Annotated in this window: 26 protein-coding genes, 2 pseudogenes and 1 other annotated feature; of the genes and pseudogenes, 9 read left to right on the top strand and 19 right to left on the bottom strand. The window is 35.2% G+C overall.

Features of this window, described 5'->3' with window-relative positions; genetic code table 11:
- Positions 1-159 precede the first annotated feature (159 nt).
- The 9 genes and pseudogenes from ACIQ7T_RS16205 to ACIQ7T_RS16165 form a co-directional block, all read right to left on the bottom strand.
- Entirely contained in the window at positions 160-1,353 is a 1,194-nt protein-coding gene (locus tag ACIQ7T_RS16205) for an MFS transporter (RefSeq protein WP_370081419.1), read from the bottom strand.
- A gap of 73 nt (positions 1,354-1,426) precedes the next feature.
- Positions 1,427-1,954 carry a TetR/AcrR family transcriptional regulator gene (locus tag ACIQ7T_RS16200; RefSeq protein ID WP_402871566.1) on the bottom strand — a complete coding sequence of 176 codons (528 nt, stop codon included), beginning with the start codon at positions 1,952-1,954 and terminating at the stop codon, positions 1,427-1,429.
- A gap of 248 nt (positions 1,955-2,202) precedes the next feature.
- Positions 2,203-2,301 (bottom strand): annotated as a pseudogene (locus tag ACIQ7T_RS16195) (hypothetical protein); the annotation flags it as partial.
- Positions 2,302-2,330: 29 nt separating this feature from the next.
- Positions 2,331-2,750 (bottom strand): DUF1801 domain-containing protein, encoded by a 420-nt coding sequence (locus ACIQ7T_RS16190; RefSeq protein ID WP_402871563.1) that lies wholly within the window; start codon positions 2,748-2,750, stop codon positions 2,331-2,333.
- Positions 2,751-2,850: 100 nt separating this feature from the next.
- Positions 2,851-3,414, bottom strand: coding sequence for a GyrI-like domain-containing protein (locus ACIQ7T_RS16185; protein WP_402871560.1), 564 nt, complete (start codon positions 3,412-3,414; stop codon positions 2,851-2,853).
- A gap of 64 nt (positions 3,415-3,478) precedes the next feature.
- The gene (locus ACIQ7T_RS16180) at positions 3,479-4,432 is read right to left on the bottom strand and encodes a helix-turn-helix transcriptional regulator (protein ID WP_402871558.1); all 954 of its coding nucleotides are present in this window, start codon (positions 4,430-4,432) and stop codon (positions 3,479-3,481) included.
- 179 nt (positions 4,433-4,611) lie between these two features.
- Positions 4,612-4,977 (bottom strand): cupin domain-containing protein, encoded by a 366-nt coding sequence (locus tag ACIQ7T_RS16175; RefSeq protein ID WP_402871555.1) that lies wholly within the window; start codon positions 4,975-4,977, stop codon positions 4,612-4,614.
- Between the two features lie 140 nt (positions 4,978-5,117).
- On the bottom strand, positions 5,118-6,317 hold the full coding sequence (locus ACIQ7T_RS16170) for an AI-2E family transporter (RefSeq protein ID WP_370081431.1): 1,200 nt from the start codon (positions 6,315-6,317) through the stop codon (positions 5,118-5,120).
- 64 nt (positions 6,318-6,381) lie between these two features.
- Positions 6,382-7,332, bottom strand: a complete 951-nt coding sequence (locus ACIQ7T_RS16165; RefSeq protein WP_402871552.1) for an LCP family protein — start codon at positions 7,330-7,332, stop codon at positions 6,382-6,384.
- 176 nt (positions 7,333-7,508) lie between these two features.
- On the opposite strand from ACIQ7T_RS16165, the gene msrA reads away from it, so the two are divergent.
- The 3 genes from msrA to ACIQ7T_RS16150 all read left to right on the top strand — a co-directional run bounded on the left by msrA (position 7,509) and on the right by ACIQ7T_RS16150 (position 10,605).
- Positions 7,509-8,030, top strand: coding sequence for a peptide-methionine (S)-S-oxide reductase MsrA (gene msrA, locus ACIQ7T_RS16160; protein WP_402871549.1), 522 nt, complete (start codon positions 7,509-7,511; stop codon positions 8,028-8,030).
- 987 nt (positions 8,031-9,017) lie between these two features.
- Positions 9,018-10,118 carry a saccharopine dehydrogenase family protein gene (locus tag ACIQ7T_RS16155; protein ID WP_402871547.1) on the top strand — a complete coding sequence of 367 codons (1,101 nt, stop codon included), beginning with the start codon at positions 9,018-9,020 and terminating at the stop codon, positions 10,116-10,118.
- A gap of 139 nt (positions 10,119-10,257) precedes the next feature.
- Positions 10,258-10,605: a VOC family protein gene (locus ACIQ7T_RS16150; RefSeq protein ID WP_370081439.1), complete on the top strand. Its 348-nt coding sequence runs from the start codon at positions 10,258-10,260 to the stop codon at positions 10,603-10,605.
- Between the two features lie 72 nt (positions 10,606-10,677).
- On the opposite strand, the gene recQ is transcribed toward ACIQ7T_RS16150, so the two are convergent.
- Positions 10,678-12,453, bottom strand: a complete 1,776-nt coding sequence (gene recQ, locus ACIQ7T_RS16145; RefSeq protein WP_402871543.1) for a DNA helicase RecQ — start codon at positions 12,451-12,453, stop codon at positions 10,678-10,680.
- Positions 12,454-12,461: 8 nt separating this feature from the next.
- On the bottom strand, positions 12,462-13,622 hold the full coding sequence (locus ACIQ7T_RS16140; RefSeq protein ID WP_402871540.1) for a TcaA NTF2-like domain-containing protein: 1,161 nt from the start codon (positions 13,620-13,622) through the stop codon (positions 12,462-12,464).
- Positions 13,623-14,035: 413 nt separating this feature from the next.
- Here ACIQ7T_RS16140 and ACIQ7T_RS16135 point away from each other — a divergent pair, with 413 nt between their 5' ends.
- Together ACIQ7T_RS16135 and ACIQ7T_RS16130 are read left to right on the top strand one after the other, a co-directional pair.
- Positions 14,036-14,584 carry a MarR family winged helix-turn-helix transcriptional regulator gene (locus ACIQ7T_RS16135; RefSeq protein WP_402871537.1) on the top strand — a complete coding sequence of 183 codons (549 nt, stop codon included), beginning with the start codon at positions 14,036-14,038 and terminating at the stop codon, positions 14,582-14,584.
- Positions 14,585-14,587: 3 nt separating this feature from the next.
- The gene (locus ACIQ7T_RS16130; protein ID WP_402871534.1) at positions 14,588-15,577 is read left to right on the top strand and encodes an alpha/beta fold hydrolase; all 990 of its coding nucleotides are present in this window, start codon (positions 14,588-14,590) and stop codon (positions 15,575-15,577) included.
- Positions 15,578-15,697: 120 nt separating this feature from the next.
- Here ACIQ7T_RS16130 and ACIQ7T_RS16125 read toward each other — a convergent pair whose 3' ends face one another.
- The 3 genes from ACIQ7T_RS16125 to ACIQ7T_RS16115 form a co-directional block, all read right to left on the bottom strand.
- Positions 15,698-16,927 (bottom strand): MFS transporter, encoded by a 1,230-nt coding sequence (locus tag ACIQ7T_RS16125; RefSeq protein ID WP_402871532.1) that lies wholly within the window; start codon positions 16,925-16,927, stop codon positions 15,698-15,700.
- A 92-nt stretch (positions 16,928-17,019) separates the two neighbouring features.
- Positions 17,020-18,699, bottom strand: coding sequence for an arginine--tRNA ligase (argS, locus tag ACIQ7T_RS16120; protein ID WP_402871529.1), 1,680 nt, complete (start codon positions 18,697-18,699; stop codon positions 17,020-17,022).
- Between the two features lie 337 nt (positions 18,700-19,036).
- Positions 19,037-19,257 (bottom strand) — a binding site (T-box leader).
- A gap of 80 nt (positions 19,258-19,337) precedes the next feature.
- Positions 19,338-20,366 carry a hypothetical protein gene (locus ACIQ7T_RS16115; RefSeq protein WP_402871526.1) on the bottom strand — a complete coding sequence of 343 codons (1,029 nt, stop codon included), beginning with the start codon at positions 20,364-20,366 and terminating at the stop codon, positions 19,338-19,340.
- 207 nt (positions 20,367-20,573) lie between these two features.
- Here ACIQ7T_RS16115 and ACIQ7T_RS16110 point away from each other — a divergent pair.
- From ACIQ7T_RS16110 to ACIQ7T_RS16100, 3 genes and pseudogenes are all read left to right on the top strand, one after another.
- Positions 20,574-21,607: pseudogene (locus ACIQ7T_RS16110) on the top strand (IS1595 family transposase).
- A 140-nt stretch (positions 21,608-21,747) separates the two neighbouring features.
- Positions 21,748-22,149, top strand: coding sequence for a YhfM domain-containing protein (locus ACIQ7T_RS16105; protein WP_370081455.1), 402 nt, complete (start codon positions 21,748-21,750; stop codon positions 22,147-22,149).
- Between the two features lie 286 nt (positions 22,150-22,435).
- Entirely contained in the window at positions 22,436-22,630 is a 195-nt protein-coding gene (locus tag ACIQ7T_RS16100) for a sigma factor (protein ID WP_370081457.1), read from the top strand.
- A gap of 771 nt (positions 22,631-23,401) precedes the next feature.
- Here the strand turns inward: ACIQ7T_RS16100 and ACIQ7T_RS16095 are convergent.
- Positions 23,402-23,551, bottom strand: a complete 150-nt coding sequence (locus tag ACIQ7T_RS16095; RefSeq protein ID WP_402871522.1) for a hypothetical protein — start codon at positions 23,549-23,551, stop codon at positions 23,402-23,404.
- Between the two features lie 346 nt (positions 23,552-23,897).
- On the opposite strand from ACIQ7T_RS16095, the gene ACIQ7T_RS16090 reads away from it, so the two are divergent.
- Positions 23,898-24,851 carry a serine hydrolase domain-containing protein gene (locus ACIQ7T_RS16090; protein ID WP_402871519.1) on the top strand — a complete coding sequence of 318 codons (954 nt, stop codon included), beginning with the start codon at positions 23,898-23,900 and terminating at the stop codon, positions 24,849-24,851.
- Positions 24,852-25,253: 402 nt separating this feature from the next.
- Here ACIQ7T_RS16090 and ACIQ7T_RS16085 read toward each other — a convergent pair whose 3' ends face one another.
- The 4 genes from ACIQ7T_RS16085 to ACIQ7T_RS16070 all read right to left on the bottom strand — a co-directional run bounded on the left by ACIQ7T_RS16085 (position 25,254) and on the right by ACIQ7T_RS16070 (position 26,674).
- A complete protein-coding gene (locus ACIQ7T_RS16085) occupies positions 25,254-25,424 on the bottom strand; it encodes a hypothetical protein (RefSeq protein WP_370081463.1) in 171 nt (56 codons plus the stop codon).
- Between the two features lie 29 nt (positions 25,425-25,453).
- The gene (locus ACIQ7T_RS16080; protein WP_370081465.1) at positions 25,454-25,948 is read right to left on the bottom strand and encodes a riboflavin biosynthesis intermediates N-glycosidase; all 495 of its coding nucleotides are present in this window, start codon (positions 25,946-25,948) and stop codon (positions 25,454-25,456) included.
- A gap of 77 nt (positions 25,949-26,025) precedes the next feature.
- Positions 26,026-26,205 (bottom strand): hypothetical protein, encoded by a 180-nt coding sequence (locus ACIQ7T_RS16075; protein WP_370081467.1) that lies wholly within the window; start codon positions 26,203-26,205, stop codon positions 26,026-26,028.
- 79 nt (positions 26,206-26,284) lie between these two features.
- Positions 26,285-26,674 carry a hypothetical protein gene (locus ACIQ7T_RS16070; RefSeq protein WP_402871514.1) on the bottom strand — a complete coding sequence of 130 codons (390 nt, stop codon included), beginning with the start codon at positions 26,672-26,674 and terminating at the stop codon, positions 26,285-26,287.
- Positions 26,675-26,686 lie beyond the last annotated feature (12 nt).

Below are 26,686 nucleotides of genomic sequence, written 5' to 3'. Positions count from 1 at the left end.
CCTTACAAAAAACCCCCGAATAAAAATATTCGAAGGAATGTAATTACTATATTCATTTATTATTTTTTCGTTTACTCTTTTCTTTAAATAATTATGTTGTATGTCATCTGTATCTGCTAAAGCTTCTTTTCTATTTGAATGAACATCCATATAGTTTAATTACTTTTTCTCGGTCGCATAATAAATCATCGCAATGGTCGGTAAAGCTATTCCAATCAAAAATGCTGCTTTCCAACCAAACATGGCGTATGCCCATCCTCCTGTCGCAGAACCAATAGCACCACCTCCAAAAAAAATGGCCATGTATAATCCATTAAGTCGGCTTCGAAACTCTGCTCCCAATGAGAAAATAGCGCGTTGACCAAGGACTAGATTAGCAGAAACCCCCATGTCTAAAAGAATTGCCGAAACTACCAATATTACTAATGCTAATGTCGAGCCTCTTTGAATCATAAGGGGTAGAATGACAGAAATGATAACTAAAGCTAAAGCTAATCCTGTAGCTGGTCGAACCCAACCTTTATCAGCAAGACGACCTGCCACAGGTGCAGCAACCGCTCCAGATACTCCTACCAATGCGAACAACGCAACTTCTTTTTGCGAAAAATTGAAAATCGGACTGGTCAATAACATAGGAACAGTTGTCCAGAACAAACTAAAAGTTCCGAACACACAAAAGTGATAGATTGCTCTACGTTGTAGGACTGGTGTCGATTTGAGTAAATGCAACATAGATATCAGCAGTGTTGAATATTGTGTTGTTGTCATTGGTTGCCTTGTTGGAAGTAACTTTACTAATACAAAAGCCAGAATAAAAATTATTACAGCGGAAAAGACGAATATAGCGCGCCAGCCCATAAACTCCGCCACAATACTTGATATGGGACGAGCGAGCATGATACCAAGTAACAAACCACTCATAACATTCCCCACATTGCGACCACGTGTGGCATCGGGTGAAAGATGAGCTGCATACGGTACTAGTACCTGAGCTGCTACTGAGCCTACCCCGATAAACAGTGAAGTTGCAAGAAATAGCGTAGCACTTTTAACCACTGCAGCAATCGCCAACACGACTGCAGTGAAGAGCAATAAAGTAACAACAAGTTTTCTATTTTCCAGGATATCTCCCAGAGGAACGATAAATAACAATCCGATTCCGTATCCAATTTGAGTCAGCGTGACGATGAGGCCAGCTGCCCCGGAAGATAATTCGAGTGTAGAACTGATGGGTCCTACTAAAGGTTGCGCATAATAGAGATTAGCAACAATCACGCCACAAGCTATGGCCAAAATGAGTATAATCCACGATGAAACAGGTTTCTCCATTTTTTGTTTTGCGATTAAACTCATAGAAAACTCTCCCTCACTTTATTAAAGTCGTATTTACCGGAATGATCATTCCAGTAATGTTAAAAAAATTTGTCTACAGCATCTCAATTACAGTATTCATCATGTCATTAATAATTTTTTTGTTGTTTTTCACCTTGGAAACTACTTTGATACTGTGATTAAGGTTAAGTAGTAAATGTGATAAAGCCTTTATATCTTTCTTAGGGTCGATTTCTCCCACCTGCTGTCCTATACTTAATAGTTCATAAAAAGACTGTTCTAATTCCTCAAAGCTGTCTCGTATCAATTTACTAAGTTGTTCATCAGGTGTATCCAAACCGATGCTTGCCTTTGTAATCAAACAACCTTTGGGCAAATCATCATCAAATGCAGAAGAAATATGCTGATCAAAATACTGCCGTATTCCAACTTTCGCAGACGGTGCATTTACCAAGAGATTGCGTTTATTTTGATTGAATTTTTTGTATTGGTGTATAGCCTCAATATAAAGTGTCTGTTTGTCCGTAAAGGTTTCGTATAAACTTGATCTGCTTAATTCCATAGCCTCTAACAAATCCGGTATACTCGTTGCATCGTAGCCTTTTTCCCAAAATACTAACATTGCCTTATGTAGTACGTGCTCCTTGTCAAACTCTTTTGAACGTCCGATGGTAAATTCCTCCTTTCCATAACAATAATATAATATTTTCGGAACGAATAGTCCAGTATTTTTTTTTAACTAAATACTTCTAGCCCTCGTTCCAGCATTATTCGAAATTGTCGCTGCTCGTTTTGTTCTTTCGTCCTTATACGTATATATCTAGCCTTATAAAAAAACAGCTACTGCACTTTCGCAGTAGCTATTTCTTCTTACACATCATATTTTTGATGCATCTCATCTTCGTAACGATTATAACGCAGCTTGAATAAATGTGTCACAAGCACTTTAATAATGGCGTAGCCCGGAATCCTCTTCTTATAATTTACACGTCTTTTTATTATATCCCAAGCATTGGTAGATGTTTTCGAGTATGATAAGTGAGTGCCAATGCAATGCACTGTTTTAATTCATTTACTGGTATTTCATCATTTCCAGCAAATACAATCGCTCGATTACCTTCATAGTTGAATACATCTCTATACACCTCTTTGAACGTATCAATTAGCTTCGTATTACAGTTAAAATACATGGCAAATTGATCTGGGCGTGCCTGTTTCCAACCTAATCTAATTGTACTCCCTTTTTTTGTGATATAACTTGGCTCTCCCCATTTTAACGTTTCTTCCACATGATCTACGCTTTCAGTCTCTATTGCCGTATCCAAAATTAACTGGCGAAGAATCAATAGTTTCGACTGGATGTGTTTAGGATACTGTTTGAATACTTCCTCCACCTTGGTATTTTCGATTGTACTCATATTCATCATTCCTTTTTTAAAATAACAAACTAATCAACACTCAATCGTACGATTAATAAATTTCTACAAGCAATTCAAATTGTCTAATACAACCCGAAAGCTATTTTATCGAAATATAAATCTCTGCTTGTCCGTCCTCTGGGTTAATACCCTTGTTATAATATTCAAAATCACCTGTGAATGCTCGGTTATTGCCTGGCTGCTGTGACCATTGCCAAATATCAGCCCAAGTACGCTGAACCATTTCTATAATTGGTCCACGTTCTGTGACGAATACAGCATATTTTGCAGCAGGAACAGTAAATGCTTTTATCATATCTAGGTTTTGAAGTTGTAATTCTTCCTTTATATGTACGCTGACCATTACTTCATAAAGTCCCGCATCTCCCTGTTCATAGTTGAAGTAACAGCTATAATGACCATCCTCTTGGATATGAGCTCCTAGCTTCTTACCAATATTTTGAGAATGGAAATTTTCAAACAACTTACCAATTTTGCCATCTTGGCTTTGTTCGGCTTCATTTGTTGTAACGGTACTAATTCCAGCTAACGTGAAGGAGGATAATACCTCAATTCGGCTAGGTTCAATTCGTTTCGTAGTAATGTTATCTTCAGACGATACGTGATTCCAGTCAGTCATACTTTTTTGTTCCTTTTGTTTCATCCAAAATCATTCTCCTTATTATAGAATGAAACCAGTATAAAACAATAAACCTGACAACTGATTGTCATGTTGCTTTGTCATTTTTATAAATTATCGATATATTTTCCGCACGACTAGCAATGATTTCCCGTAAATGTTGAGGCTCAAGCACCTCTACATGATGTCCCAAGCTAAGAATGAAACTATAGAGCCATTCATTTTCTGGATACGCCTTTTTTACTAGCCAACTGCCATCCTCAACTGGCAAAAGTTCTTCAATACCAAACCACTCTTCTGCTAAATGCCGAGCTTCATCCTGGAATCGAAAGACAACTTCGGGTACATCGGATGGCTTGAATTTACGCTTGCCTTCGACATGCTTCTGAGTAGCTGGATCTCGACGAATGAAGTTTCTTTCACGATCTACCTCGAGCCCTTTCATTCTTTTTAGTTTAAAAAGGCGAAACTCTTTTTTTTCTAGACAATAAGCTTGTAGATACCATTGCCTTCCTTTGAGAATAAGCATATGTGGTTCTACTATTCGCTTGGATACTTCACCTTCTACATTCGAATAGGTGAAGTTGACTAATTCACAGCTATCTATTGCTTCGTCTAATAGTTGTAGCTTCTTACGGAGACGTTCAATACCATCCCATGGAGAGTAATCGATTAATATGCGATTTGTCTTATGTCGAAATTCTTCTTCATGTGCTGGTAGTACGACACTATTTATTTTTTCCATAAGTAATTGATGTTGCTCTTTGCCGTATGAAGTGGAGATACTGCGAAGAGCAGTAACGATAGTAGCAAGCTCGTCATTTGTTAGCAAATTTCGATCCAAACGGTAACCTTCTGCCAAACCAATGCCACCGTTTGTTCCTTGATAGGTGACGATCGGGATGCCGGCTGCATTAATGGAGTCAATATCTCGGTATATCGTCCGAATGGATACCTCAAACTGCTCCGCCAGGTCCTTAGCCTGCACTTTTCGACGGTTCAGTAGAATAATAATAATAGATAAGAGCCTTTCCAGTTTCAAAATATGTAACCTCCATTTCGATGTTAAGTAATTCTTAGAGAATATTTGATTAGATGATGTTAATCGTTTAGCACAAGTGCAAGCTACACCACAAAAAAATCATATAAACAACATAAACCCTTCTAACTTTAATGGTTGGAAGGGTACTGTTGCGTATATTAATTTTTCATAATGAAGAGTTAAATCCAAACATCATTTTCTGCTGTTTGCTCTGTTTGTTCTTGTCCAGTATTCACAACACCTTTAGGCTCTACAAGCATAATTTTACATTCGGATGCAGCGTAAGGTTTATGCTCGACATTTCGTGGAACAACAAACATTTCCCCTTCCTTCAAAGTAACTTTTCCATCACGAAATTCAATGATTAAATTCCCTTCAATGACGATAAAGACTTCATCTGTATCTTCATGTTTATGCCAAACAAAATCCCCTTGTACTTTGACTAACTTAAATTGATAATCATTCAATTCAGCAATAACCTTTGGAGACCAGTGATCTTGGAATTTAGCTAATTTCTCTTGTAAATTAATCGGTATAGAATTCATTCTCTATTCCCTCATCCTCTTTGCGACCCTAATATAAGGTTAACATATTGACACCTCTTAAGTGGAAGATTCTTATCGTTAATGCAAGGATCAATTTAATAAAAAAACAGCTACTGCACTTTCGCAGTAGCTATTTCTTCTTACACATCATATTTTTGATGCATCTCATCCTCGTAACGATTATAACGCTGTTTAAATAGCTTGAATAAATGTGTTACAAGCACTTTAATAATGGCATAGCCCGGAATCCCTAAAATGACACCTGGAACGCCAAATAAAGAACCAGCCGTTAATAACACGAAAATAATTGTAATTGGATGGATACTAAGTGATTTACCCATAATTTGTGGAGAAATGAATTTCCCTTCAATGAGCTGCACGACCGTCCAAACAATGGCTAGCTTAATAAGCATGAATGGCGATGTTACAAGAGCGATAATGACCGCTGGTGTAATGGCGATAACTGGTCCTAAGTATGGAACCACACTCGTGATCATAGCAAGGAATCCAAGCAATAAGGCATATTTCATACCGATAATCAAAAAGCCAATAGTCACCATGGAACCTATGCACATTGACACTAAAATTTGTCCTTGGATATAGGAACTAATTTGCTTGTCCATGTCATGGAAAATTTCGTGTACTTCTTTACGCATACGTGGCGGGCACATTTTTAAAATAAAGCTTGGTAGTTTTTCGCCATCCTTAAGTAAGTAAAATAAAATAAATGGCACCGTTACTAATGATAGAACAATTCCTGTTAAGGCTGAAACGAAGCCAGTAATACCAGAAGCCACGCCTTGTGCTAAATTCGCAGCCGTATCTTTTACCGTCTCCACCATATCCGTAGTAAAATTTTTCACCATTGCGTCATAGTTTAAATTAATTTTATCTAGGTACTCGTTGATACGTGCATTATTCAGATAATCAGCAATATTTTGTGTAAACGCCATAAAATATCCTGGGAATTCCTGCGCTAAATTAGTAAACTGGTCTCGTAAAAACGGATAGACAAGTACTACTAATAACGTAATTATACCAATTAGAATGATATATAGAAGAAAGATACCCCAAACTCTTGGGATACGCCATCTTTCGAATAGCCCTACTATTGGGCGTAATAAATAATACCCAATAATGGCAAGTACCCCTGGTAGAATAACTACCTCAAATAAAACTTTTAGCGGGGTAAATATAAAGGAAACCTTTTGGAACATAAAAATAACACATGCTACTAATAATAAAATAATCAGTGTAAAAAATAAGTTTTTACCACCTAAAAAGCGAATAAACTTCGTTGAAAAGAAGTTCGAACGCTCTTTTGGTCTTTCTTTTTCCATCTACTCACCCCAATACAAATCCTATATTCATATAGTACAGGAATATGTTGGATTTTGCGAAAAATCACTCTAGGGAAATGCCTAAAAAATTACGTAAAAATTCTTTGTTTTTTTCTACGTCAATTACAATTGAATCACCGACACCACTAAAGCTTTTGAAACTATAACTACCTTCAACTGGAATAGTTGCTTTTTCTAATTTGACTTTACCTTTCGACACCATTTTCAGTACTTGTTGAATCTCCCCTGCTGATGAATAGTCCGATGTAATATAACCTTGCGCTGCACCAACGAATTTTGGTAAGTTCAACATATTTTGAGGCGATAAAATTTCATTCTTTAAGGCTTCGATAACTTTTTGCTGACGTTCCACTCGACCAAAATCACCTTTTTCATCGTGACGGAAACGGGCAAAGCCAAGTAATTCTTTACCGTTTAAGTTATGCACACCTTGTTTTAATGAAACGCCAATTTTTTCAGACATATCTTTGTCTACATCGATTTCAACGCCATTTGGCGCAATAATATCTACAAGTGATTCAAAATTTTTAAAATCGATAATTGCATAATGATTAATCGGCAGTCCAAACATATTACCAATCGTATCCTTTAATAATTGAACACCGCCTAAATAGTAAGCAGTATTAAGCTTATAGGATTTATAACCTGGAATATCCGCATAAATATCTCGCATTAATGACACGAGCTTAACATCATTTGTTTTCTTATTCCAAGATAATACCATCATTGTATCTGTACGTGATTTTTCTTCACCACGAGTATCGATCCCTAATAATAAATAGTTTTCAACATCGCCTTTTACTGGATCCCCGGTGAAATCCTCTTGGGCTACCTTTGTTTCACTTGCCAATTTTAGGCCACTCCGATATTGCATAACGGCATAACCTGCAATCACAATGACACAAAGTAATAACAATGTGAACAATGCTCTCCCTTTACGCAAGTGACGTTTTTTTGGACGTTGTGAGCGTCTTGAATAATCTTGCTCTTCCATAACTGTTAACTCCTCTATTTTTTATAGTTAATGTAACGATTCCATATAAAGAAAGGTTCATTTTATATGATGTTTCGAATCCTATCAACAACTATTTATAGGTTATTTTACACCCTTTTTGCCAGTAATGAACAAAATAATGCTATAATATTTTCACAAAAGAAAGGATGATGAATATGATCGAGAAAGCTACGTTTGCTGGCGGTTGTTTTTGGTGTATGGTAAAGCCATTTGTTGAATGGGATGGTATACATAAGGTCACTTCGGGCTACATGGGTGGCCATTTAGACAACCCTACTTATGAGGATGTCAAAAAAGGAACTTCTGGCCATTTAGAAGTAGTCGAAATTGAATTCGACCCTAGCGTTTTTAGTTATGAACAGCTCCTTGATATTTACTGGATGCAAATTGATCCAACAGATGCTTATGGTCAATTCCATGACCGTGGTGAATCATATACGACAGCAATCTTTACGTATTCAGAGGAACAAAAGCGCATTGCAGAAGCTTCCAAGGAAAAGCTAGCAAAAAGTGGTCGCTTTGATAAACCTATTGTAACCACAATTCGCGATGCCAAGTACTTCTACCCTGCAGAAGATTATCATCAGGACTTTTATAAAAAAGAGTCGGGGCACTATCAGAAGGACCGAGCGCTTTCTGGTCGAGATCAGTTTATCGCTGAGAATTGGGGGAAATAGCTAAATATAATCATTTATTTCGATAGCCTACTCAGAATATATCTGTTCTCGAAATGTTCTTTTCATAATAAGATATAGGTTTCAACCTAAAAAAGTCGAATTCCCGTACGTGAAGGATTCGACCTTTTTATTTACTTGTTATATTAATGCCCCGTAAATTGGCTACTTTGAAAAACATCTGATTAAAAGCATCAGATGATCCTTTTATAATTTATCTTATTGAAATTGAAACTTTTTTATTAACGTGTATATAAAATAATGAACGGTCTATACTATTAATGATTTCACTTCAAATCCAATGACAAGGAGGGTTAACCCGATGAGTGGGGCTGACCGGTAACTCAGAAGGACCATCAAAGCTGAAAAGCTAAAGCACAGTTGTCTTAAAAAATTAAGATCTATGCGGAAGCGAGGCAGTGTGTCATGGAGCACTATAAGTAAGTGAGGATCAAGCCCGGGAATAATATCCCGGGTTCTTTTTTTGTTTTGGTACTATAGCTTTGTTAAAAAATCACTTCGCTAGTTATTCTTCAAGGTAATCTTTAAATAATGTGTATAAAAAATAATGAACGATCTATACTATTAAAGATTTCACTTCAAATCCAATGACAAGGAGGGTTAACCCGATGAGTGGGGCTGACCGGTAACTCAGAAGGACCATCAAAGCTGAATGAAGCTAAAGCACAGTTGTCTTAAAAAATTAAGATCTATGCGGAAGCGAGGCAGTGTGTCATGGAGCACTATAAGTAAGTGTGAATCAAGCCCGGAATATTAATTCCGGGTTATTTTTTTGTTTTGGTACTGCTAGCGGTACCGCCAATATTCCGGAAAATCTTCGACAAGAAAAAGCCAAATACCTTAACTCAAAAAATGGAAAATGGATATATATGTTAAGATAAAAAAAAACGCTTTACTGTTAGTTTTTCAACAGGGATATTTTATTAAAATTGAGTAAGTTTTTTTAAACTATGCGAAGGTGGTTTTCAAGTGAAAAATATTTTAGTAATCGGCGGTTATGGTCAAGTTGGTACCGTAATCTGTAAATCTTTATCTCAGATTTACCCTGGAAAAGTTATCGCGGCTGGTAGAAATTTTGAAAAGGCAAAAAGGTTTTCTTTGTCTATGAATAACAAGGTTCTGCCGTTGAAACTAGATATTTATAATTTGGAGGCATCCCATGAAGTATTTACACACACACAGTTAGTAATAATGTGCCTTGACCAAAAAGATACTAATTTCGTTGAAATGTGTATACAAAATAAAGTTCATTATATTGATATTTCCCCTTCCTATACTATCTTATCAAAAATTGAAAGCTTACATAGTAAAGCCATTGAATTAGGAACAACTTTAGTATTAGGTGTAGGTTTAGCGCCAGGTTTATCAAATCTAATGGTCAAAAATTTAGTCAATCAGTTTAATAAAGTTAACAGTACGGACACATATCTAATGCTTGGAATTGGTGAAAAGCACGGAAATGACGGAGTAGAATGGTTGCTAAATAATATAAACACTAATTATTCGATATATGAAAATGGTCAAAATAAGAATGTAAGTAGTTTTACTGATGGTAAATATGTAGAGTTACCTAAAAAATATGGGAAAAGGGTTGCGTATAGATTTAATCTGGCTGATCAACATATTCTCACTAAAACCCTTAATTTAAAAAACGTATCTTCTCGCTTCTTTTATGATTCGGACCTTGCAACAAAAGAATTAGCAATACTTAAAAAGTTAGGAACTTTTAAGCTATTAAAATATAAATTCTTTAATAATATTTTTATAAATATATTTGTGGGAGCTTTACATATTTTTGATAAATTAAAAATAGGCTCAAATGATTATTTAATTAAAGCGGAAGTACATGGAGAAATCGAGGGAAAAGAAGGAACCATTGAATCTGTATTATTTGGTTCAAATAATACAGAGATAACAGGTAATGTAGCCTCAATATTAGGGAATAAGTTAATACAAAATAATTATTCAGCAGGTGTACACTACATAGAACAGCTTTTTGACTTAGACGATATATTATCAATTCTTGATGAAGAAATAACTTTTAAGTACGAAATCAAATCCTTCAACTAACGAGCATTTTACATGAAGTAGCTATCCAAATATCGATGTGAAAAATTGTACTTAAACTATTCAAGCGGTATAGTTGATGAAGGAACTAAATATGAAATCGAAAAACTAAAAATTTTAAGACAGACAGGAGTTTGCTACGATGATTAAAGGTTTCGGAGGAATATTTTGGAGAACTAAGAATCTTGATGTTATAAAAAAATGGTACAGTGAAGTATTGAAGATTGAAATAGAAAATTGGAATGGGACTATGATTAAACCCCAATCAGGAAATGAGACGATTTTTTCTTTCTTTACCGAAGATGACAGTTATTTTCCAACAGAACAACAAGTAATGTTAAATTTCCAAGTACATGATCTAAACGAGATGATTAAGCATCTTGAACAAATGGGTGTACCTCTTGCAAAGGAACAAGAGATTAGTGAATTTGGAAAGTTTATTTGGATTGAAGATCCAGATGGTCGACTAGTCGAGCTTTGGGAGAAATAGTGGGTTGTAAATACGTTGCAAATATAAAGGAAGTGCCTAATTCTATAGAATTAAGCACTTCCCTTTTTCCTTTTAGTTTGATGTTGTTTTCAAAAAAGACTGAAGAGCATCGAAGAAACGCTCACCGTATTTTTCGAATTTTACTTCACCAATACCACTTACATGACGTAAGTCTTCTAGCTCTGTTGGCTTTTTGTCACATAAATCACGCAATGTTTTATCAGAGAACACCACAAATGGTGGTACCTTTTCCTCATCTGCAATCTCTTTACGCAGTAATCGTAAGTGCTCAAATAACGGATCATTATCTACAAGCTTACGCACAGTAACAGCTTCTTTTCGCATGACCTGTCGATTCCCCAGTAGAACTTCTTTGCCTTCTTCTGATACATAAATGGTTGGAAACGTGCCATGTTTAACGGCAAGAACGCCCTCAGCAATTAAAAACTCAATAAAGGTTGAGACATCCTTTGAGGAATATTGTCCTTTTAATATTCCATAGGTAGACAGCCTTGCAAAGCCAAATTCCGATACCTTTTGGTTTTTGGAACCAATTAACACTTGGGCCACCATTGTTTTACCAAATTTTTGTCCCATCCTTACAACACAAGCTAACACCTTTTGTGCATCTACCGTTACATCTTTGACTTCCCGTCCATCATTACAATTACTACAACGACTACAAGGAGCCCCCGCTTCGTCGTCAAAATACGTTAAAATAGCATTTTGTAAACAACCTTCAGTATGACAATAATCAACCATCGTTTGCAGCTTTGCTAATTCCTGTGATATACGTGTTTCATCTTGGGTCTGTTCAATTAAAAAGCGCTGTGTTTGAACATCACCTGATGCATAAAGCAAAATACAGGCACTTGGCAAGCCGTCTCGTCCTGCACGTCCTGCTTCCTGATAATAGCTCTCCATATTGCGCGGCATTTGATAATGAATAACAAAGCGTACATTACTCTTATCAATCCCCATTCCAAATGCATTGGTAGCTACCATTATGCGTGCCTCATCTTTTAAAAAGCGCTCCTGCTCTGACATACGCATGTCCTCTGACAGGCCCGCATGGTATTTTGCCACAGCTTCGCCCGAGCGACTTAAAAGCTCATAAATTGCGTCTACAGCCTTTCGTGTCGCTGCATAAATAATGCCCGCTTCATTTTTATTTTTCACTAAATAGTTTTTAATATAACGCTCTTTGTTTTCACCAATTAACACTGAAAAAGATAAATTATCGCGCGAAAAGCCGGTAATCACCGTCGAATGCTCGTCAATTCCTAACAATTGTCTAATATCATCACAAACAGCTGGTGTAGCTGTTGCTGTCAGTGCTAAGACAGTTGGCTTTTGTGGCCACAATGTAAATAATTTTTGGATTGCTCGGTAACTTGGTCTAAAATCATGCCCCCACTGGGAAATACAGTGTGCCTCATCCACAGCAAGTAAAGGTACTGATAAATTCGATAGTACCTGTAAAAATGTTGCACTCTCTAATCGCTCTGGCGCTATATAAAGAAGCTTTAAATAACCTGCACTCGCTAGCTGCATCGTTTCATTCACTTCTTGCACGGTTAAAGTACTATTTATATACGCGGCCGGAATATTTGCAGCACGTAATGCTTCTACCTGATCTTGCATAAGAGAAATTAAAGGAGATATGACGACTGTGAGGCCATCTAGCATGAGTGCCGGAATTTGATAGCAAATTGATTTACCTCCGCCAGTTGGCATCACACAAAGACTTGATTGACCTCGTAATGTTTGTTCAATAATTGGTTCTTGTCCATTGCGAAATGAATCATAGCCAAAATGATGTTGTAGCATTTGTCTTGCTTGCTCCATCCAACTTTTCACTCCTCAGTTGTTAGGCGAATAAGCTTATACTCGCCCTGTTCATTTTTATTTATTTCATATACCATCATAGAGTTCGTAAGTGCCTCTTGACCAGCAGAATTTGTTAGTACATATTCTATTTTGGCACGAACTACAATATTTTGGCCCTTCATACTGATGTTTTTAATCGACGTATCGTAAAAACGAATTTTCGCTTGTTTCGATGCGTAATTCGCTACCATATTATCCAGCGTGCTTTGCAAGTCGTCTGAACCTACAAAAGGCTTTATAACACTAGCATCATGATTTTCAACAGCTGCCTTTAGATGCTTATAAAATGTATCTAAAAATAGCTTTATCTCATCGGCATTATAAGCAAAAATATTCTTTCCGTATTGTTCAATAGCTTGCTGAACTGCTTCTTTATCGCCATGTTCAATATATGGATTTAAGTTTTGGGATTGAGTTAGTCGATCACTTGTCTTCATTGTACCTGAAATCCAGTCATCCAATAACTGTACAATATCTTTATATGGCAATATAAATGGCTGTGATACACCGTTTTGCTTGCGTTTAAAAAAGATGCCCACAAGTTCACCATTCTCTGCTTCTAGAACCGGGCTCCCTATTAGTGTATTTTCTTCTGCATCTATGTAATAAGCTGCTATGCCGTCACTATATTTTTTAATGATGTGCGGTAAGCTATCGACATAAACAGCTAACTGATTTAATTCACCGTTATAGATGGTCGGCATCTTAACCGATGCATTATATGGTACTTCTAAAATGGCTATATTATAAGCTGTAGATATATAGTGCACATCAGCTTCCATAAGTTTATCATTGTTAAATTGCACGAGAGCAGCTGGCTTTGAAGCGACGAGCGCACCATTTGTCAAAATATAGAGCTTAGCGTCTTCTTTTTTAATAATAACTCCTGCACCAATTCCGTTCTCCCCAACTACTTTTACTTCCGGTACAATTTTTTCTTGCTGCTTCGTCACAACTTTTTCCGATTTCACATCGGTCTTTTTAATATGAAACACTTCTGCCAATGTTTCATTTTCACAGCCCGTTAATAATAAAGCTGTTGCTCCAAGAATGAGCACCTTTTTCCGCATACGTTCACCAAAACTTTCTATCAAATCTGCCTTTGCATATGGCACGATGTTGGTCACACAGGTATTCTCACAAAATGTGAAGTACATGGCCTGAGTTACTCTACCTCAGCGGATATTTTTACACCGCTAAAAAGTAACCTCACTCGCATTCATCTCATCACCTGTGCTGAATGCAAGTTAAACATCTTTCTTTACTATCATAAACAAGGTTACTAAACGTTTCAAGTTTACATAATAATATTATTTATGAACAGGTGTTATAAAAATATTGCCCTCTCCTTTTACTCAATCCGATATACCTAAAAAAATCGGATCTTTTTTAGGTTTGCTATGAAAAATGACTTATAATTCGCGGTTAAAATGTTATTTAAAAAAGAAGTCTTCTCGTTCATTAATTTTATAGACAATACATTGTCCATTTTGTTATGATGATTTTAGACAATATATTGTCTAAAAGAAAGGATATCTTTATGAACAATGACTTATTTCTAATGCAACAAATATATTCAGCCCTTTTTTCTGTTGGCAATAAAATTCAAGTACAATCCGATCAATATTTAGAAAAATTAACATCTAGACAATTTATGGTAATCCTAGCTATTGCTCATTTACCTGAAGATCAAGCATCGTTCAACAATATCGCAAGAAAACTAGGAACGACTAAACAGAATGTAAAACAACTAGTCACTACTATGAAAAACAAAGGATATGTAGAAATTGCCCCTAGTCAGCATGATAAACGTGCGGTCAACACGACGATTACTGAGTTTGGTAAACAAGTTGCGTTAGAGGCAGGAGAAAAAGGAACATATTTTTTAGCAGATCTTTTTAAAAATTTTTCTACTAATGAACTAGAGACAATGTGGGGTCTATTAAAGAAATTATATAGTTTTGATGGTGAAGAACAGGATGGTTTTGAAGAGCACAGTAATTTAACAATGGATGAAAATCAAAATGACGTTCAGCTGAAGGTTTTAAAGGAGTTTGAAAGACGAAGAAATCATATAGAGAGAGAATGAGAAATGAAAAATAAATCCGAGAAATTAATTAATATCGAAGAATTTGTCTCGGTTAACGGTGTAAATCATTATTTATTTCATTCAGGTACTAATTATGATAACCCAGTATTACTTTATTTACATGGTGGTCCTGGTAGTGTTGAATCTCTTTTTGCCCATGCTTTTCAAGATAAATTAGAAGAAACTTTTACGATTGTTCATTGGGATCAGCGTGGTGCTGGAAAAACACTTACTAAAAACCCAGATAAATATCCTACAATTGATGTCATGCTAGAAGATTTATATGGAATTATTCAATATTTAAAGAAAAAATATAAGAAGGAAAAGATCGTTTTACTCGGAAGGTCTTGGGGCACTATTTTAGGAAGTATATTTATTAAGCAATATCCTAAAGACATTTCTTATTATATTGGCGTGGCACAAGTTGTCTCCTTTCTTGAAAATGAGCGTGTTGCTTATGAAAAAATGAAGGAACAAATAGTTAAAGCAAATGATAAGAAAGCTTTAAAAAAGCTTGAAGCTATAGGAACTTATCCTGGAGAAAAAATAAAATTTGATCGAGAGTTTTTAAAGAAATGTATGAAAATACGAAAACTTCAAGGGAAATATTGTTTAGCTGCGAAGAGTGATCTTCCTGTATTTATATCAGCGTTTAAAAGTCCTATTTTTAAATTATCGGATCTTTCCGCATTTTCAAAAGGACTGAAAGCAAATAGCAAGGTACATGAATTTTTAGAAGACTTTGACCTGACGGCAGACTCCTCAGATTATAAAGTTCCCGTTTATTATATTTTAGGTGAAAATGATTGGCAGGCTCCCTCCATTATTGCCGAAGAATATTTTACTAAAATTATTGCTCCCCATAAAAAATTATTTATCATTCCAAATGCCGGTCATCGAATTATGATGGACCAAACCACCTTGTTTTCTGATGCATTATTGCAGATATTTAATAATGAACAGGAAGTGTCCACATCTTATAAAAGTTCATAATAAAAAATGAGAACTAAGAAAAGCCGATTTTTAATACACAAAGTGAAATCGGCTTTCTCGTGTCCTATAGTTGTAGCTTCGAAAAAGAGACATGCTCGTATATCAGCGCATGTCTCCGCATTATTTTTTCTTAAGCATAATTGTAGTAGCTATTATGCCAGTCATTAATATTATAAAAATCATATAGGTAAATGTATGGTTACCTGTCACATCATAGCAATAACCAATCAGTATAGGGATAATGGAGCTTATCATAAAGCCACCTGAAAGCACCATAGATGACCAGCTATTTGCCTCCTCGTCATTTCTTGCCTCATCCAATGGTAACAATAACCCAATTGGAAATAAGCCACTTAATACGATGCCTATTATGAATACTGCAATCCATAATAAAGTCCCTGAGCCTAACCATAGCAACACAAAGCCAATCAAGCCTAGGAACCCTAAAGAAAAGAGCCAACCGATTCGACTGAACCATTTTTCCATTAGTATAGGAACCAAAATGTTTCCAATCATTTGTACAATAGACATAAATGTTAGCATAGAGCTTGCAGCCCCAAGAGAAAAGCCCTTAGCCTGTACTATCGGTACTAGCCATGACATTATTGAGAAGAACAAAGATGTTTGTATGCCAAAGTAAATTAAAATGGTCCAAGCACGGGCATTTTTCCAAGGATTCCGTGCCGCATTTTCTGTCAATGCCCCTGTCTCTGGCAGCTCTTGATTTTGTATTGCAAGTAACCATATACAAAGAGCAATGATAGCAAGTATTGCCCAACTGCCAAGTGCCATCGTCCAGCTCTCATGAAAATGATTATAAAATGTCACGGTTAACGCAGCACTCAATGTTGCCCCTGTTCCTATTCCAAATGAATAAATACCTACAACAGTTGTAAAACGGTTCGGGAATTTTTTCTTTATATAGGCATTTAAGATGGGTCCAATAAGTGCAATGGCAAATCCTGCAGCAAAACTTGTGACTACAAGTAGTACATAACTTTCTTTTAAAAAGCGCAGCCCATTTGCTAATGCTAGGGTCATTATTAAGAGCGTAATTGCTGTTTTTGTTCCGAGTTTTCTTTGTAATGGTACTGCGAACGGTGCAAAGAGACCCATACAAAACACCGGAATAGAAGTTAAAAAGCTCATTTTTGTATTTGATATATGGAGTGATTCCAAAAGTACATTAAATAGTGGTCCTATTCCTGTGACTGCTGGGCGCATATTGAGTGCAACGAAGAAAATACTAACAACCACAAGTACCATGGAAACACGCCATTGCTTTTTCTCCATACTTTCTAAAAACCTTCTCTCTATTTTTACGGTTAAAAATTCAACTAAATTCGTCAAATCTCAGAATTCTCACTATTCCCTTTTACCATTTTTTCTAGTATCGGTCAATTTCATGGCAATTAATGATGAAAAGATGCGGCTTATTCTACTTACATTTTTTTAGGCGCAGCCATTCCCAGTAAGGCTAACGATTCTTTTAAAACAATGGCTACACAATGACAAAATGCTAATCGTGATGTTCTCTGGTTGTCATCGACCAATATTTTATTTTGAGCATAATATTTATTAAATACACGCGCTAATTGCAATGCATATTTAGCAATTTGTGATGGATCTGCTTGCTCAAAAGCGTTGGCAATTACATTCGGAAACTGTTCTAGTAATACAACGACTGGCCATGCTTGCTCCCCTAATGCTTCAAACGATACTTCGTAACTTTGTTCATTTGCTTTTTCCAGAAGAGATGAGATACGAGCATACGTATATTGAATATATGGCCCTGTTTCACCTTCAAAATGCATCATGTGCTCAATCGAAAACTCAATATCATGAAGACGATCATTTTTCAAATCATTAAATATAACCGCTCCTACACCAACCTGGCGTGCAATGTTCTCTTTATCCACTAGATTTGGATTTTTTTCCTCGATATTTCGCTTCGCAGTGGCAATCGCTTCTGTTAGTACATCTGCCAATAAAACGATCTTTCCTTTACGCGTCGACATTTTTTTACCCTCTTTTAGGATCATTCCAAACGGCACATGCTGTAAATTTTTTGCCCAACCGTACCCCATCTTTTCAATGACCTTAAATAGTTGGTGAAAATGAAGAGATTGTTCATTTCCTACAACATAAAATGATTTTTTAGGGTCATATTGGTGTTTACGATAAAAAGCAGCTGCTAAATCACGTGTAGCATAGAGCGTAGCACCGTCTGTTTTAGTTATTAAGCAAGGTGGCATATGATCTATTTCAACGACATAAGCACCCTCGGATTTCACAAGCAGGTCTTTTTCCTCCAACTCTTTAACAACAGCAGTCATTTTGTCATTGTAGAATGCTTCCCCCGCGAAAGAATCAAAGTTAATTCCTAGTAGTTGATAAATGGTCTTGAATTCTTCGAGTGATGCATCTCTAAACCATTGCCATAAAGCTAATGACTCTTCATCCCCATCTTCTAACGCTTTAAACGCAGTACGAGCCTGTTCATTGAGTGTTTCATCCTGCTCCGCTTCTTCATGGAACTTTACATAAATTTTTAACAGTTCCTCGATTGGGGCAGCTTCAATTGATTTTGGGTCTCCCCATTTTCGATAGGCAACGATTAACTTACCAAACTGTGTTCCCCAATCTCCTAAATGATTGATGCGAATTGCTTGATAGCCGTTTTTCTCGGCAATGTTGGCCAATGCATTGCCGATCACAGTAGAACGTAAATGACCCATGGAAAAAGGCTTTGCTATATTAGGTGAAGAAAAATCCAACACTACATTCCCCTTCGATTCCTGCTGAGTCCCGTATAAATTTTCTTCTTTTACTATTTGACTAAGCACTTGATGTGTAATCGTTGGCTGATGGTAAAATATATTGACATACCCACCTACTACTTGAACCTCTTGTATGAACTCACAGCTTACATTGTTTTTTAAGTCGGATGCGATACTATTTGGAGATTTTCTTAATTTTTTTGCCAATGTAAAGCACGGAAATGCCAAATCCCCTAAGTCCAAATTTTTCGGTTTCTCTAGTAAACTTTGAATGTCATTGACAGATAACTCATTACTTAATGCCACAGCGATACTTTTCGCAATTTGTGTATGCATGTTCATTCTCCTCTCAAATAATCAATTTCGCCTTGGCGTAATTGCGTCCGGATTTTGAATTGTGCCCGCACAATTCATTCCTTTGAAAATCTGTGACATCCGCCGGAGGCTTTAGGCCAACAAATGTTTTCTGTGCGAAAGCGCAGTGCTAACGTAGCGTCAGCAACATGATGTTGGTCACTCAGTCGTTGCCACAGGACGTGGCGTTCTTAGACTGAGTTCCTCTATTTTCGGTAGGTGTTTGTACATTCACTGAAAAGGGACCACAGCTCCTTTTCATCTCGTACCAATAGAGGTAAGAGACTTCTACTGAATGAAGATAAAAAAAGCCCCCGTCTCTAAATATAGAGACGAGAGCATAGTTATCCCGTGGTACCACTCTAGTTGCCATATCAATATGACCACTTTCCATTGTTAACGAGGTGACTCCCCGATATTCTCTACTACTAATTCGAGAACCTTCTCCAAAGTGCGTTTCATTTATGGCTGCTGCATTAGGCTCACACCATCCCTAATTCGCTTTCCAGTAGCTCCATAAACTACTCTCTTTTTCATCGAATTTACCTGTAATTTCAGAACATTCTACAGGAACTCCAGATCGAAGTCAACAGCCTTTTCAGAATTATCAAGAAATAAATTGTATATTAAAAATGTTCTGCTGAATAATTAACAATAACACTTCTTTCAGCCCTCCATACATTTCGCACCTTATTTTTCTTGATGTCATAATACGAGAGTACGCTCTCTTTAGGTATTTCCAAAATACTATAACCCTTTTTTTCATCAATAAAACTAGATAAGAAATAAAACCCTTCTTTTTTTTCATCGAATTTAACGGAGCGAATTTTCGAATAAATACCACTACTATCTAGTAAAGGCTTTACGGTGTTGGATTGGATATCTATTTCTACAACATGCGAAATAGGACTGTCTACAGCTTCATCATAACTGATAATTACAGAGCTAGCATCTGGTGCCAATGATGCGCCACTTATAAATCTCTCTACATCGGCTATATGTTTTATTTGTTGACCTTCTATATTATAAATATCTAAACTGTGTTTAATCGGCTGTAATTTCGTTTGATTTTTATTAGCCTCTGTAAGTTTCTTCTGATCTTCGTTCTCGGAGAAAGAGACTACAATTAATTGATTATTATTCGGGTTATAATTAAAATCTAAAACACTTCTGTCCTTATTGTCTTCTTCCCATATTTGTATTTTCTTTGTTTGAAGATTGTACGTAGCTATATGAAAATTTCTAAATTCATCTCTTAATAGTACTCTCATCAAGATAATTTTTTGGTCTTTGTCTATTTGGATAAAATCAACGTTATTAAATAAAGTGGTTAACTGTTTCATTTGATTCGTGTTTAGATCATTTTCAAATAATTGTATTGTATGATCTGATATGCCATCAGCAAAATACAATTTATTAGTACGTTCAGAATAAGCGAAAGCAGTATAATCCGCCGTTTCCTTACTAAATAGTAATTTACTTTTATTTTGAATCTGGTCAAAATGATAGAATGTAAACTTCAAACTTTTAGGATCAAACACATTGATGTAAAGATTAGACTCAGATGCGTTATGATCATCAATTGAAAATATTTTTTTATTAAAGACAATGCAAATCATTACGATAATTATCAAAATAAATGTAAATCTCTTCAAGATTCCCTCCCTTTCTACTATAAAGTTTGCCATTTCATACTACTATTTAAAGTACCCCTCACTCTTACCTTCTAGAACTCTCCCTGAAGATTATTTAGCTTACGGGATATACCACGTTTTTATATAGGCTGTTTTCGTATAGATTGTTGCTCTATTGAAAATACTGAATATGGTTGAATATAATGCATTTTCAGGAGGCGTTCAATAATGTGGAGATATGTGTATGAAGCAGTCGGAGAATTAGGAAAAGCAGATCAACTAGCCTTATTTAAGGCAATGAAACAAGATCTATATCCAAAAGAAGAAAATAAAATGGAAAAATTACTTCCTAAGATCAAAGAGTCTCGATTTTCGTCTGGTTTAGGTTGTCTTCATTGTGGAAGTACTGCGGTAAAACGTAATGGTAAATATCGTTCTAGACAGAGATATTTATGTAAGGATTGTGGGAAAACATTTAATGATATGACAAATACGCCTTTTTCAGGTTCGCGTTATCCGGAAAAATGGATTAAGTACATTAAAATGATGATAAACGGTGTTACATTACCACAAATTTCAGACTCCTTGGAAATTCATATATCCACCGCATTTTATTGGAGGCACAAGATTTTAAATGCTTTAGGAAGTCACGGCTTCAATCAATTATCTGGCATCATTGAAAGTGATGAGATTTTCTTTCGTGAATCTTTAAAAGGTCGTAGATTTACACATCGTAAACCAAAAAAAGAGCAGAAAAGGATGAAAAACGAGGAATTTCAAATCAGAAAGTTGCTGTAGTTGTAGCCCAAGATCGAAATAACAATATTATTGCGAGGATGGCGGGTAGAGGTCGTGTGAAAGCAGAAGAAATTGATATGGTTATCGGGGATTATATAGCTCATTCTTCTTTGTTATGCACGGATACAGCTACCAACTATAAAAAATTTGCAGCAGCAAAAAATCTTCAACACGAAACAATTAATCTTAATCAAAATCAACGAGTAAAAAAAGGGGTATTCCACATACAACACGTTAATAACTTCCATCGTCGTTTGAAAGGATGGATGGAACGTTTTCAAGGTGTTGGTACGTATTATTTGGATAATTACCTCTACTGGTATCGCTGGCTTGAGATACATAAAAACTTAGCATTTGAAAATCGCGTAGAGCAAATGCTTATTTCAGCTTGTCAAAAATCTAACTATTTTACAGTTGAAGCATTAAGACAAAACAAAAAGCATCTTTTTTTAGATGTTTTTTAAGCAGATTCAGTGGTTTCATCGCTATGTTGAATGAATATCTGAAAGGAAATGTACAGTAAATGAAAATTTCGGCAGTTTGTAACTTTTTAATAGATTTTAAGTCTAATCTATTAAACAAATATTGAGAGGTCTGGGATCTAATGAAAAAAATGTTTATAATATTCGTTTTGTTGTTTCTTGTAGGTTGTAATAATGAAGAGAAGAAAACTTTTGAGTTTGCAGGTGAAATTCAAAAAATAATTGTGATTGGACAAGGAACAAATGCTAAGTTAGATAAACAAGAAGTTGAAAATGCCGCTGAAATAAAACTTTTTGAAGATGCAATGCAAGATGCCACTATATTATCACAACCTCATACAGATGAAGGCCCTTTATATAAGCTTGAAGTGATATACGATGATAACTCGAAAGAAATCATTGATATATGGTATTACGCGAGTGCAAATACAGGAAGCTTTTATATGAATGATAGGTATTCTTTGAATGAAGAAGCCGTTCCAGCATTAATTGAACTTTTGGAGTCTTATAAAGAAGAAAAATGATTTACTGAACAAAATGAGTAAATAATAAGAAAATCAACTACTTATTACGAACATCCAAAAATTTATGAGAAGTCATATTTAAACTAACTGAGTGCTTTAGTTAAAAATTCGGTTTACGAAATATCAAAACAAAAAGACAGAGTTCATTCTCCACACATCTTGTAGATTTAATCTGTCTTTATGTTTTAATAACAACAATCTTTACGAAAACAGCCTTAATATAATAAAAGTAAAACCAGTATTATTTGGCAATCGTCTAATGAATGAACACGTAAGGAGGGACGATATGGAGGAAACAATAACAGCAAGCGGCTTATCACGAGCTCAGGTGATTGAGGAGCTAATGACCGGTAATGGTCAAGCGATTCTGCAGCTTGCTTATACATATGTACATGATACAGCCCTTGCTGAAGATTTGACGCAAGAGATTTTTATCAAATGTTATAAGGCCCTTTCAACATATCAAGGGCATGCCAGTTGAAGTCAATACAAAAACAAGGATAGTGCGCACCTTATCACCATGTCCTACTTCATAAGGAAGGTTAAGCCTGTATATTTCTTTTGCTTTCATAAATGGTGGCGTTATTGCAATCGGAGGAATTATCGGAGCTGCAATTACTAAAAAACAAATTGCATCATTAATAGGAAATTGGACTGGGGCTGTTGGGTTCGCCAAACTCATAGTATCTAAGATAATTTTATTCTTTATTAGCAAACCATTTTTCACTTAAGTATTGAGAAAACCCGAGAATAATCGTAATACTAATGCCAATTAAAATAAATCGTATATCATTATTAGGTAAAATTCTATTTATGATAAAAACAGAAATCATTACAATAAGAGCAAATGTTATTGAAAATAATATTTTTTTCAGCATTCGTTACACCAACTTTTTTTGATATATTGTTTATTATACCAATTTTCAGGTTGTTTTCTCAATGGTATTAAGCTTTCCCAAAGCGCCGTTTGGTAATCTTTCATAAAAAGTTGTTATTCCACAATCTGGCCCGTTTGTTGAATAGCATGGCTAATATTTTTAAATAACTTTATTATATTCCATATGGCCTTATTAAAAATTAAACAACTTTATTATCAGTATACAGATGGAGAACAACAAAGTTCGATATTTTAAAGAGGTATTTAAAAGGACCAAACATATTTTATATGACTAATATGTTTGGTCCTTTAATTTATTTAACTTTTTTCGATTTTGGTCTTGATAATTATTTTCTTCCTATGTTTTCAATCATATTATTTATCTGTTTGTTTTTGCTTTTTTTTCAAATACTCAGCACGTATTTTTTCTAGTTGCTGCTTTTTATCAAATTTGGCAGGCTTGTTTTTTTCATGATACTTTGTCACAGCCTTCTGACCTTTGGTATCCAATTGATATTTCCCCACTTTGTTCACCTACTTTTCTTATCTTTAAAGAGAATCTATTCAACAAATATAATATACCTTATTTTACTGAAGTAATCCTTTTTACTTTATTAGTATACTGCCTAACCTTGCATTTATCAGTAAAAACTTAGAAAAATAATTCATAATCAATATGTAAATATTTATTCGATTGTAATACTAGTACGGTTTATTTTATTTTATTTAGCGAACAATCTGCAACATGATAAAAACTACATTTTCCTCAACTTTTGGTACGTTTTGTAAAATTATGTCTTATAATAGGAATTGTTGATAAGCTATAAAGAAATAGATTGAGAGGTATACATATGAAAAAATTGATCAATATTTGACAAATGAAAAATTTCAGGGAACCGTCCTAATTGCAAAGGAAGGTGAAGTTTTATTTACAAAAGGTTACGGATTGGCAGCCACTGATTTACCTAATAGCCCAAGCACGCTCTATCAGATTGCTTCATTATCTAAAACATTCACTGCAGTAGCAGTCATGCAATTAGTAGAAAAGGATCTTCTAAACTTAGATCATCCAATTTCGCAATACTTCCCAGACTTTCCGAATGGAGAGACTATTACAATAAGTCATCTATTAAGTCATAGCTCAGGAATTCCGGATTATCTAAAGAAGGATTTCAAATTTGACTACAGCAAAGAATGGAATCCACATGATATTGTAAATACCATTAAAGATTCTGAATTAGAGTTTACCCCAGGTAAAAGCTTTAGTTACAGTAATACTGGCTATGTAATGTTAGGGCTAATTACTGAAAAAGTCAGCGGACAGTCATATGCAAATTATATAGAAGAAAATATTTTTGAACCGAGCAACATGTTTAATTCTATGTTTACGGTTCCCGCTGGCATACCGAAAGCGGAAGGACATGTAGATGGGAAAATCGGACCCTTAATACATAATTCTGCAGCGTACGCAGCTGGGGATATCATTTCTACTGCTGAAGATTTAGAACTGTTTGACAGAGCCTTGCGTAATAATGTATTGATAAACAAAGAAACATCAGAACTGATTAGTACGACCCATGCTAAAAAGTTTCCGAATCAATATGGCTATGGATGGTATACTCAAGATGTCATGGGGAAAAAAGCAGTTGGACATCCAGGAGGATATCCGAGCGGTTTCCGTCATTATGTTACACGGCTAAATGACGAGGAGTTAACTGTGATCGTTCTTAGCAATGAGATGACAGTTAATTCAAAAAGAATCAACCGTAATCTTACATCCATCGTTCTTCAGCAACCAATTTGGATATGGGAAGAGAAACTTTAATTCCTTTTCTCAAATTTGATAAAAGATAATTTATTTTCATGTTCCTTAATCCATTCTTTAAATGGATTCTTTTCACTAGACATACTTTACACTCCCATCCGCAGTTACAAATATTGTAATCTTAATGTAAGTGTAAATCTATACCTTGTTGAAAGGTAAGGTGTAAAAGGAGTTAAACGGTCTAGTACAAGATGTACCAGACCTAGCTACACTACCTTCATTACAACTTTTAAACAGACATGGATTATTGACTAGGCATGATTTTAACAGAATCAGAAGAGAATCAGAAAGCTTTCGATTAGATTGAATTATATTGCATAAAAGCCACAACTCATTACGAGTGTGGCTTTATTACCTTAGTTCTTCGTAATCATTAAACTCATTTCTATTACGCTTAACTGCTTATCTAACTGTTTCTACATTTACTTCGTAATATTCAGCAGCCATTTGTAGAGTAACCTCTAAATTCTCACCAATCATTGAAACAGCTTTTACCTTCTCTAAAACTTCATCACGATAAACGTTTTCATTTCTCATGAATTCACTTTGTACAAAAACAATTCCATTTTCCATAATTAATCTTCTTCTTAGTTATGTATTTTCTATAATTGATTCCTTTTATTTAGCTCTTCTCTTACTTTTTCTAGTACTTTACCTAAAAGGTTTAATCCTTTCCACTTTGAAGGATTTGTAGCATTAGGATTATTACAATCCATTCCGATGCCCCAAATTTTATCGTAAGGACTAGCTTCAACCATAGTTTTATCTTTTGTATTAAGAATAATCGATTTGAGTTTTGGGCTAGAGAATTTATCTAACAACACTTCGTAATAAATCTTCTCCCGATTTTCTGACCAAATATTCTCATCAAACGGAATTTGACGACTTCTTCCCAACTTTTTACATTCGTCTGGAGTTTGTGCACGGATAATTTGTTGAGCAATCTTCTCTGCACCAAACAATTTAGCTTTACGATACATTACTGCTTGTTCGCTCCATTTGAATAACTGATTTTGGTGCTTGAATGGTGAATAATAAAAATTTGAAAATACATCTTGTTTACCCCAAAAGAATACGAATTCATTAGTTTCTTTCATAATAACACCTCCCATCTACCCACAATTGTAAGTTAATAGGAAGTGTTTGTCATTATAATAAAATTTAGTAAGTAATATTAAACTACATTTGGTTCAAACAACTGCCAATCAACATCCTCACGTTTACTTGGTAACCCACTTTTATCTGACATTGACCATAACTCTAGTTCTTTCATGTAATCATGAATAGCATCTAATTGTTTCCCATATAGTTTCTTTGTAATAATTAATTTTATATATTCCACCATTTTATCCATATCTCTATCCTTCCACCTCAAATAATAGTTGCTTACGTTTCTCATCTAACTTAATCACTTCATACTCTTTTATAATCTTTTAAGTTTCTAACTTATCAAGAAGTTCATGCGTACAACTCATCATAAATCTGTTAGCTTGAGTTGAGTTGAGTTGAGTTGAGTTGAGTTGAGTTGTCTTGTCTAAATGACTGAGTGATTCTAACCAATCCATAAATCCTTCTTTATTAATATCATCTACCGTCTCAATTTTTAAAAACTCTACAAATTTTTGCATCGTCTGGTTATAAGTCAACAAAGTCTTATGTCTTAGCCCTTGTAATTGCATTTGTCGGTTTACTATTTCAAGTGCTTGATCTATTGGGATTGAATCGGGCTTACGTTTGGTGGTATTACCTCCTGATTGCTTAGGTTGTAAGCTAGGCTTAAAAACAACATCATCCATTCTCAATTCTTTTACTTTTCTAGACATTTAGCATCTTCC

The sequence above is a fragment of the Lysinibacillus sp. NPDC096212 genome (genome assembly GCF_044763105.1).
Taxonomy (GTDB): Bacteria; Bacillota; Bacilli; order Bacillales_A; family Planococcaceae; genus Lysinibacillus.
This window is presented reverse-complemented; position numbering and strand designations above follow the sequence as displayed.

What these genes read in the sequence shown, in the direction of transcription:
- ACIQ7T_RS16130 (WP_402871534.1), top strand. Translation starts at nt 14,588, where the DNA reads ATGAAAAATAAATCCGAGAAATTAATTAATATCGAAGAATTTGTCTCG.
- ACIQ7T_RS16185 (WP_402871560.1), bottom strand. Translation starts at nt 3,414, where the DNA reads ATGAAACAAAAGGAACAAAAAAGTATGACTGACTGGAATCACGTATCG.
- ACIQ7T_RS16190 (WP_402871563.1), bottom strand. Translation starts at nt 2,750, where the DNA reads ATGAGTACAATCGAAAATACCAAGGTGGAGGAAGTATTCAAACAGTAT.
- argS (WP_402871529.1), bottom strand. Translation starts at nt 18,699, where the DNA reads ATGAACATGCATACACAAATTGCGAAAAGTATCGCTGTGGCATTAAGT.
- ACIQ7T_RS16105 (WP_370081455.1), top strand. Translation starts at nt 21,748, where the DNA reads ATGAAAAAAATGTTTATAATATTCGTTTTGTTGTTTCTTGTAGGTTGT.
- ACIQ7T_RS16165 (WP_402871552.1), bottom strand. Translation starts at nt 7,332, where the DNA reads ATGGAAGAGCAAGATTATTCAAGACGCTCACAACGTCCAAAAAAACGT.
- ACIQ7T_RS16085 (WP_370081463.1), bottom strand. Translation starts at nt 25,424, where the DNA reads ATGGAAAATGGAATTGTTTTTGTACAAAGTGAATTCATGAGAAATGAA.
- ACIQ7T_RS16070 (WP_402871514.1), bottom strand. Translation starts at nt 26,674, where the DNA reads ATGTCTAGAAAAGTAAAAGAATTGAGAATGGATGATGTTGTTTTTAAG.
- ACIQ7T_RS16170 (WP_370081431.1), bottom strand. Translation starts at nt 6,317, where the DNA reads ATGGAAAAAGAAAGACCAAAAGAGCGTTCGAACTTCTTTTCAACGAAG.
- ACIQ7T_RS16135 (WP_402871537.1), top strand. Translation starts at nt 14,036, where the DNA reads ATGAACAATGACTTATTTCTAATGCAACAAATATATTCAGCCCTTTTT.
- ACIQ7T_RS16100 (WP_370081457.1), top strand. Translation starts at nt 22,436, where the DNA reads ATGGAGGAAACAATAACAGCAAGCGGCTTATCACGAGCTCAGGTGATT.
- ACIQ7T_RS16205 (WP_370081419.1), bottom strand. Translation starts at nt 1,353, where the DNA reads ATGAGTTTAATCGCAAAACAAAAAATGGAGAAACCTGTTTCATCGTGG.
- msrA (WP_402871549.1), top strand. Translation starts at nt 7,509, where the DNA reads ATGATCGAGAAAGCTACGTTTGCTGGCGGTTGTTTTTGGTGTATGGTA.
- ACIQ7T_RS16150 (WP_370081439.1), top strand. Translation starts at nt 10,258, where the DNA reads ATGATTAAAGGTTTCGGAGGAATATTTTGGAGAACTAAGAATCTTGAT.
- ACIQ7T_RS16080 (WP_370081465.1), bottom strand. Translation starts at nt 25,948, where the DNA reads ATGAAAGAAACTAATGAATTCGTATTCTTTTGGGGTAAACAAGATGTA.
- ACIQ7T_RS16200 (WP_402871566.1), bottom strand. Translation starts at nt 1,954, where the DNA reads ATGTTAGTATTTTGGGAAAAAGGCTACGATGCAACGAGTATACCGGAT.
- ACIQ7T_RS16075 (WP_370081467.1), bottom strand. Translation starts at nt 26,205, where the DNA reads ATGGATAAAATGGTGGAATATATAAAATTAATTATTACAAAGAAACTA.
- ACIQ7T_RS16175 (WP_402871555.1), bottom strand. Translation starts at nt 4,977, where the DNA reads ATGAATTCTATACCGATTAATTTACAAGAGAAATTAGCTAAATTCCAA.
- recQ (WP_402871543.1), bottom strand. Translation starts at nt 12,453, where the DNA reads ATGGAGCAAGCAAGACAAATGCTACAACATCATTTTGGCTATGATTCA.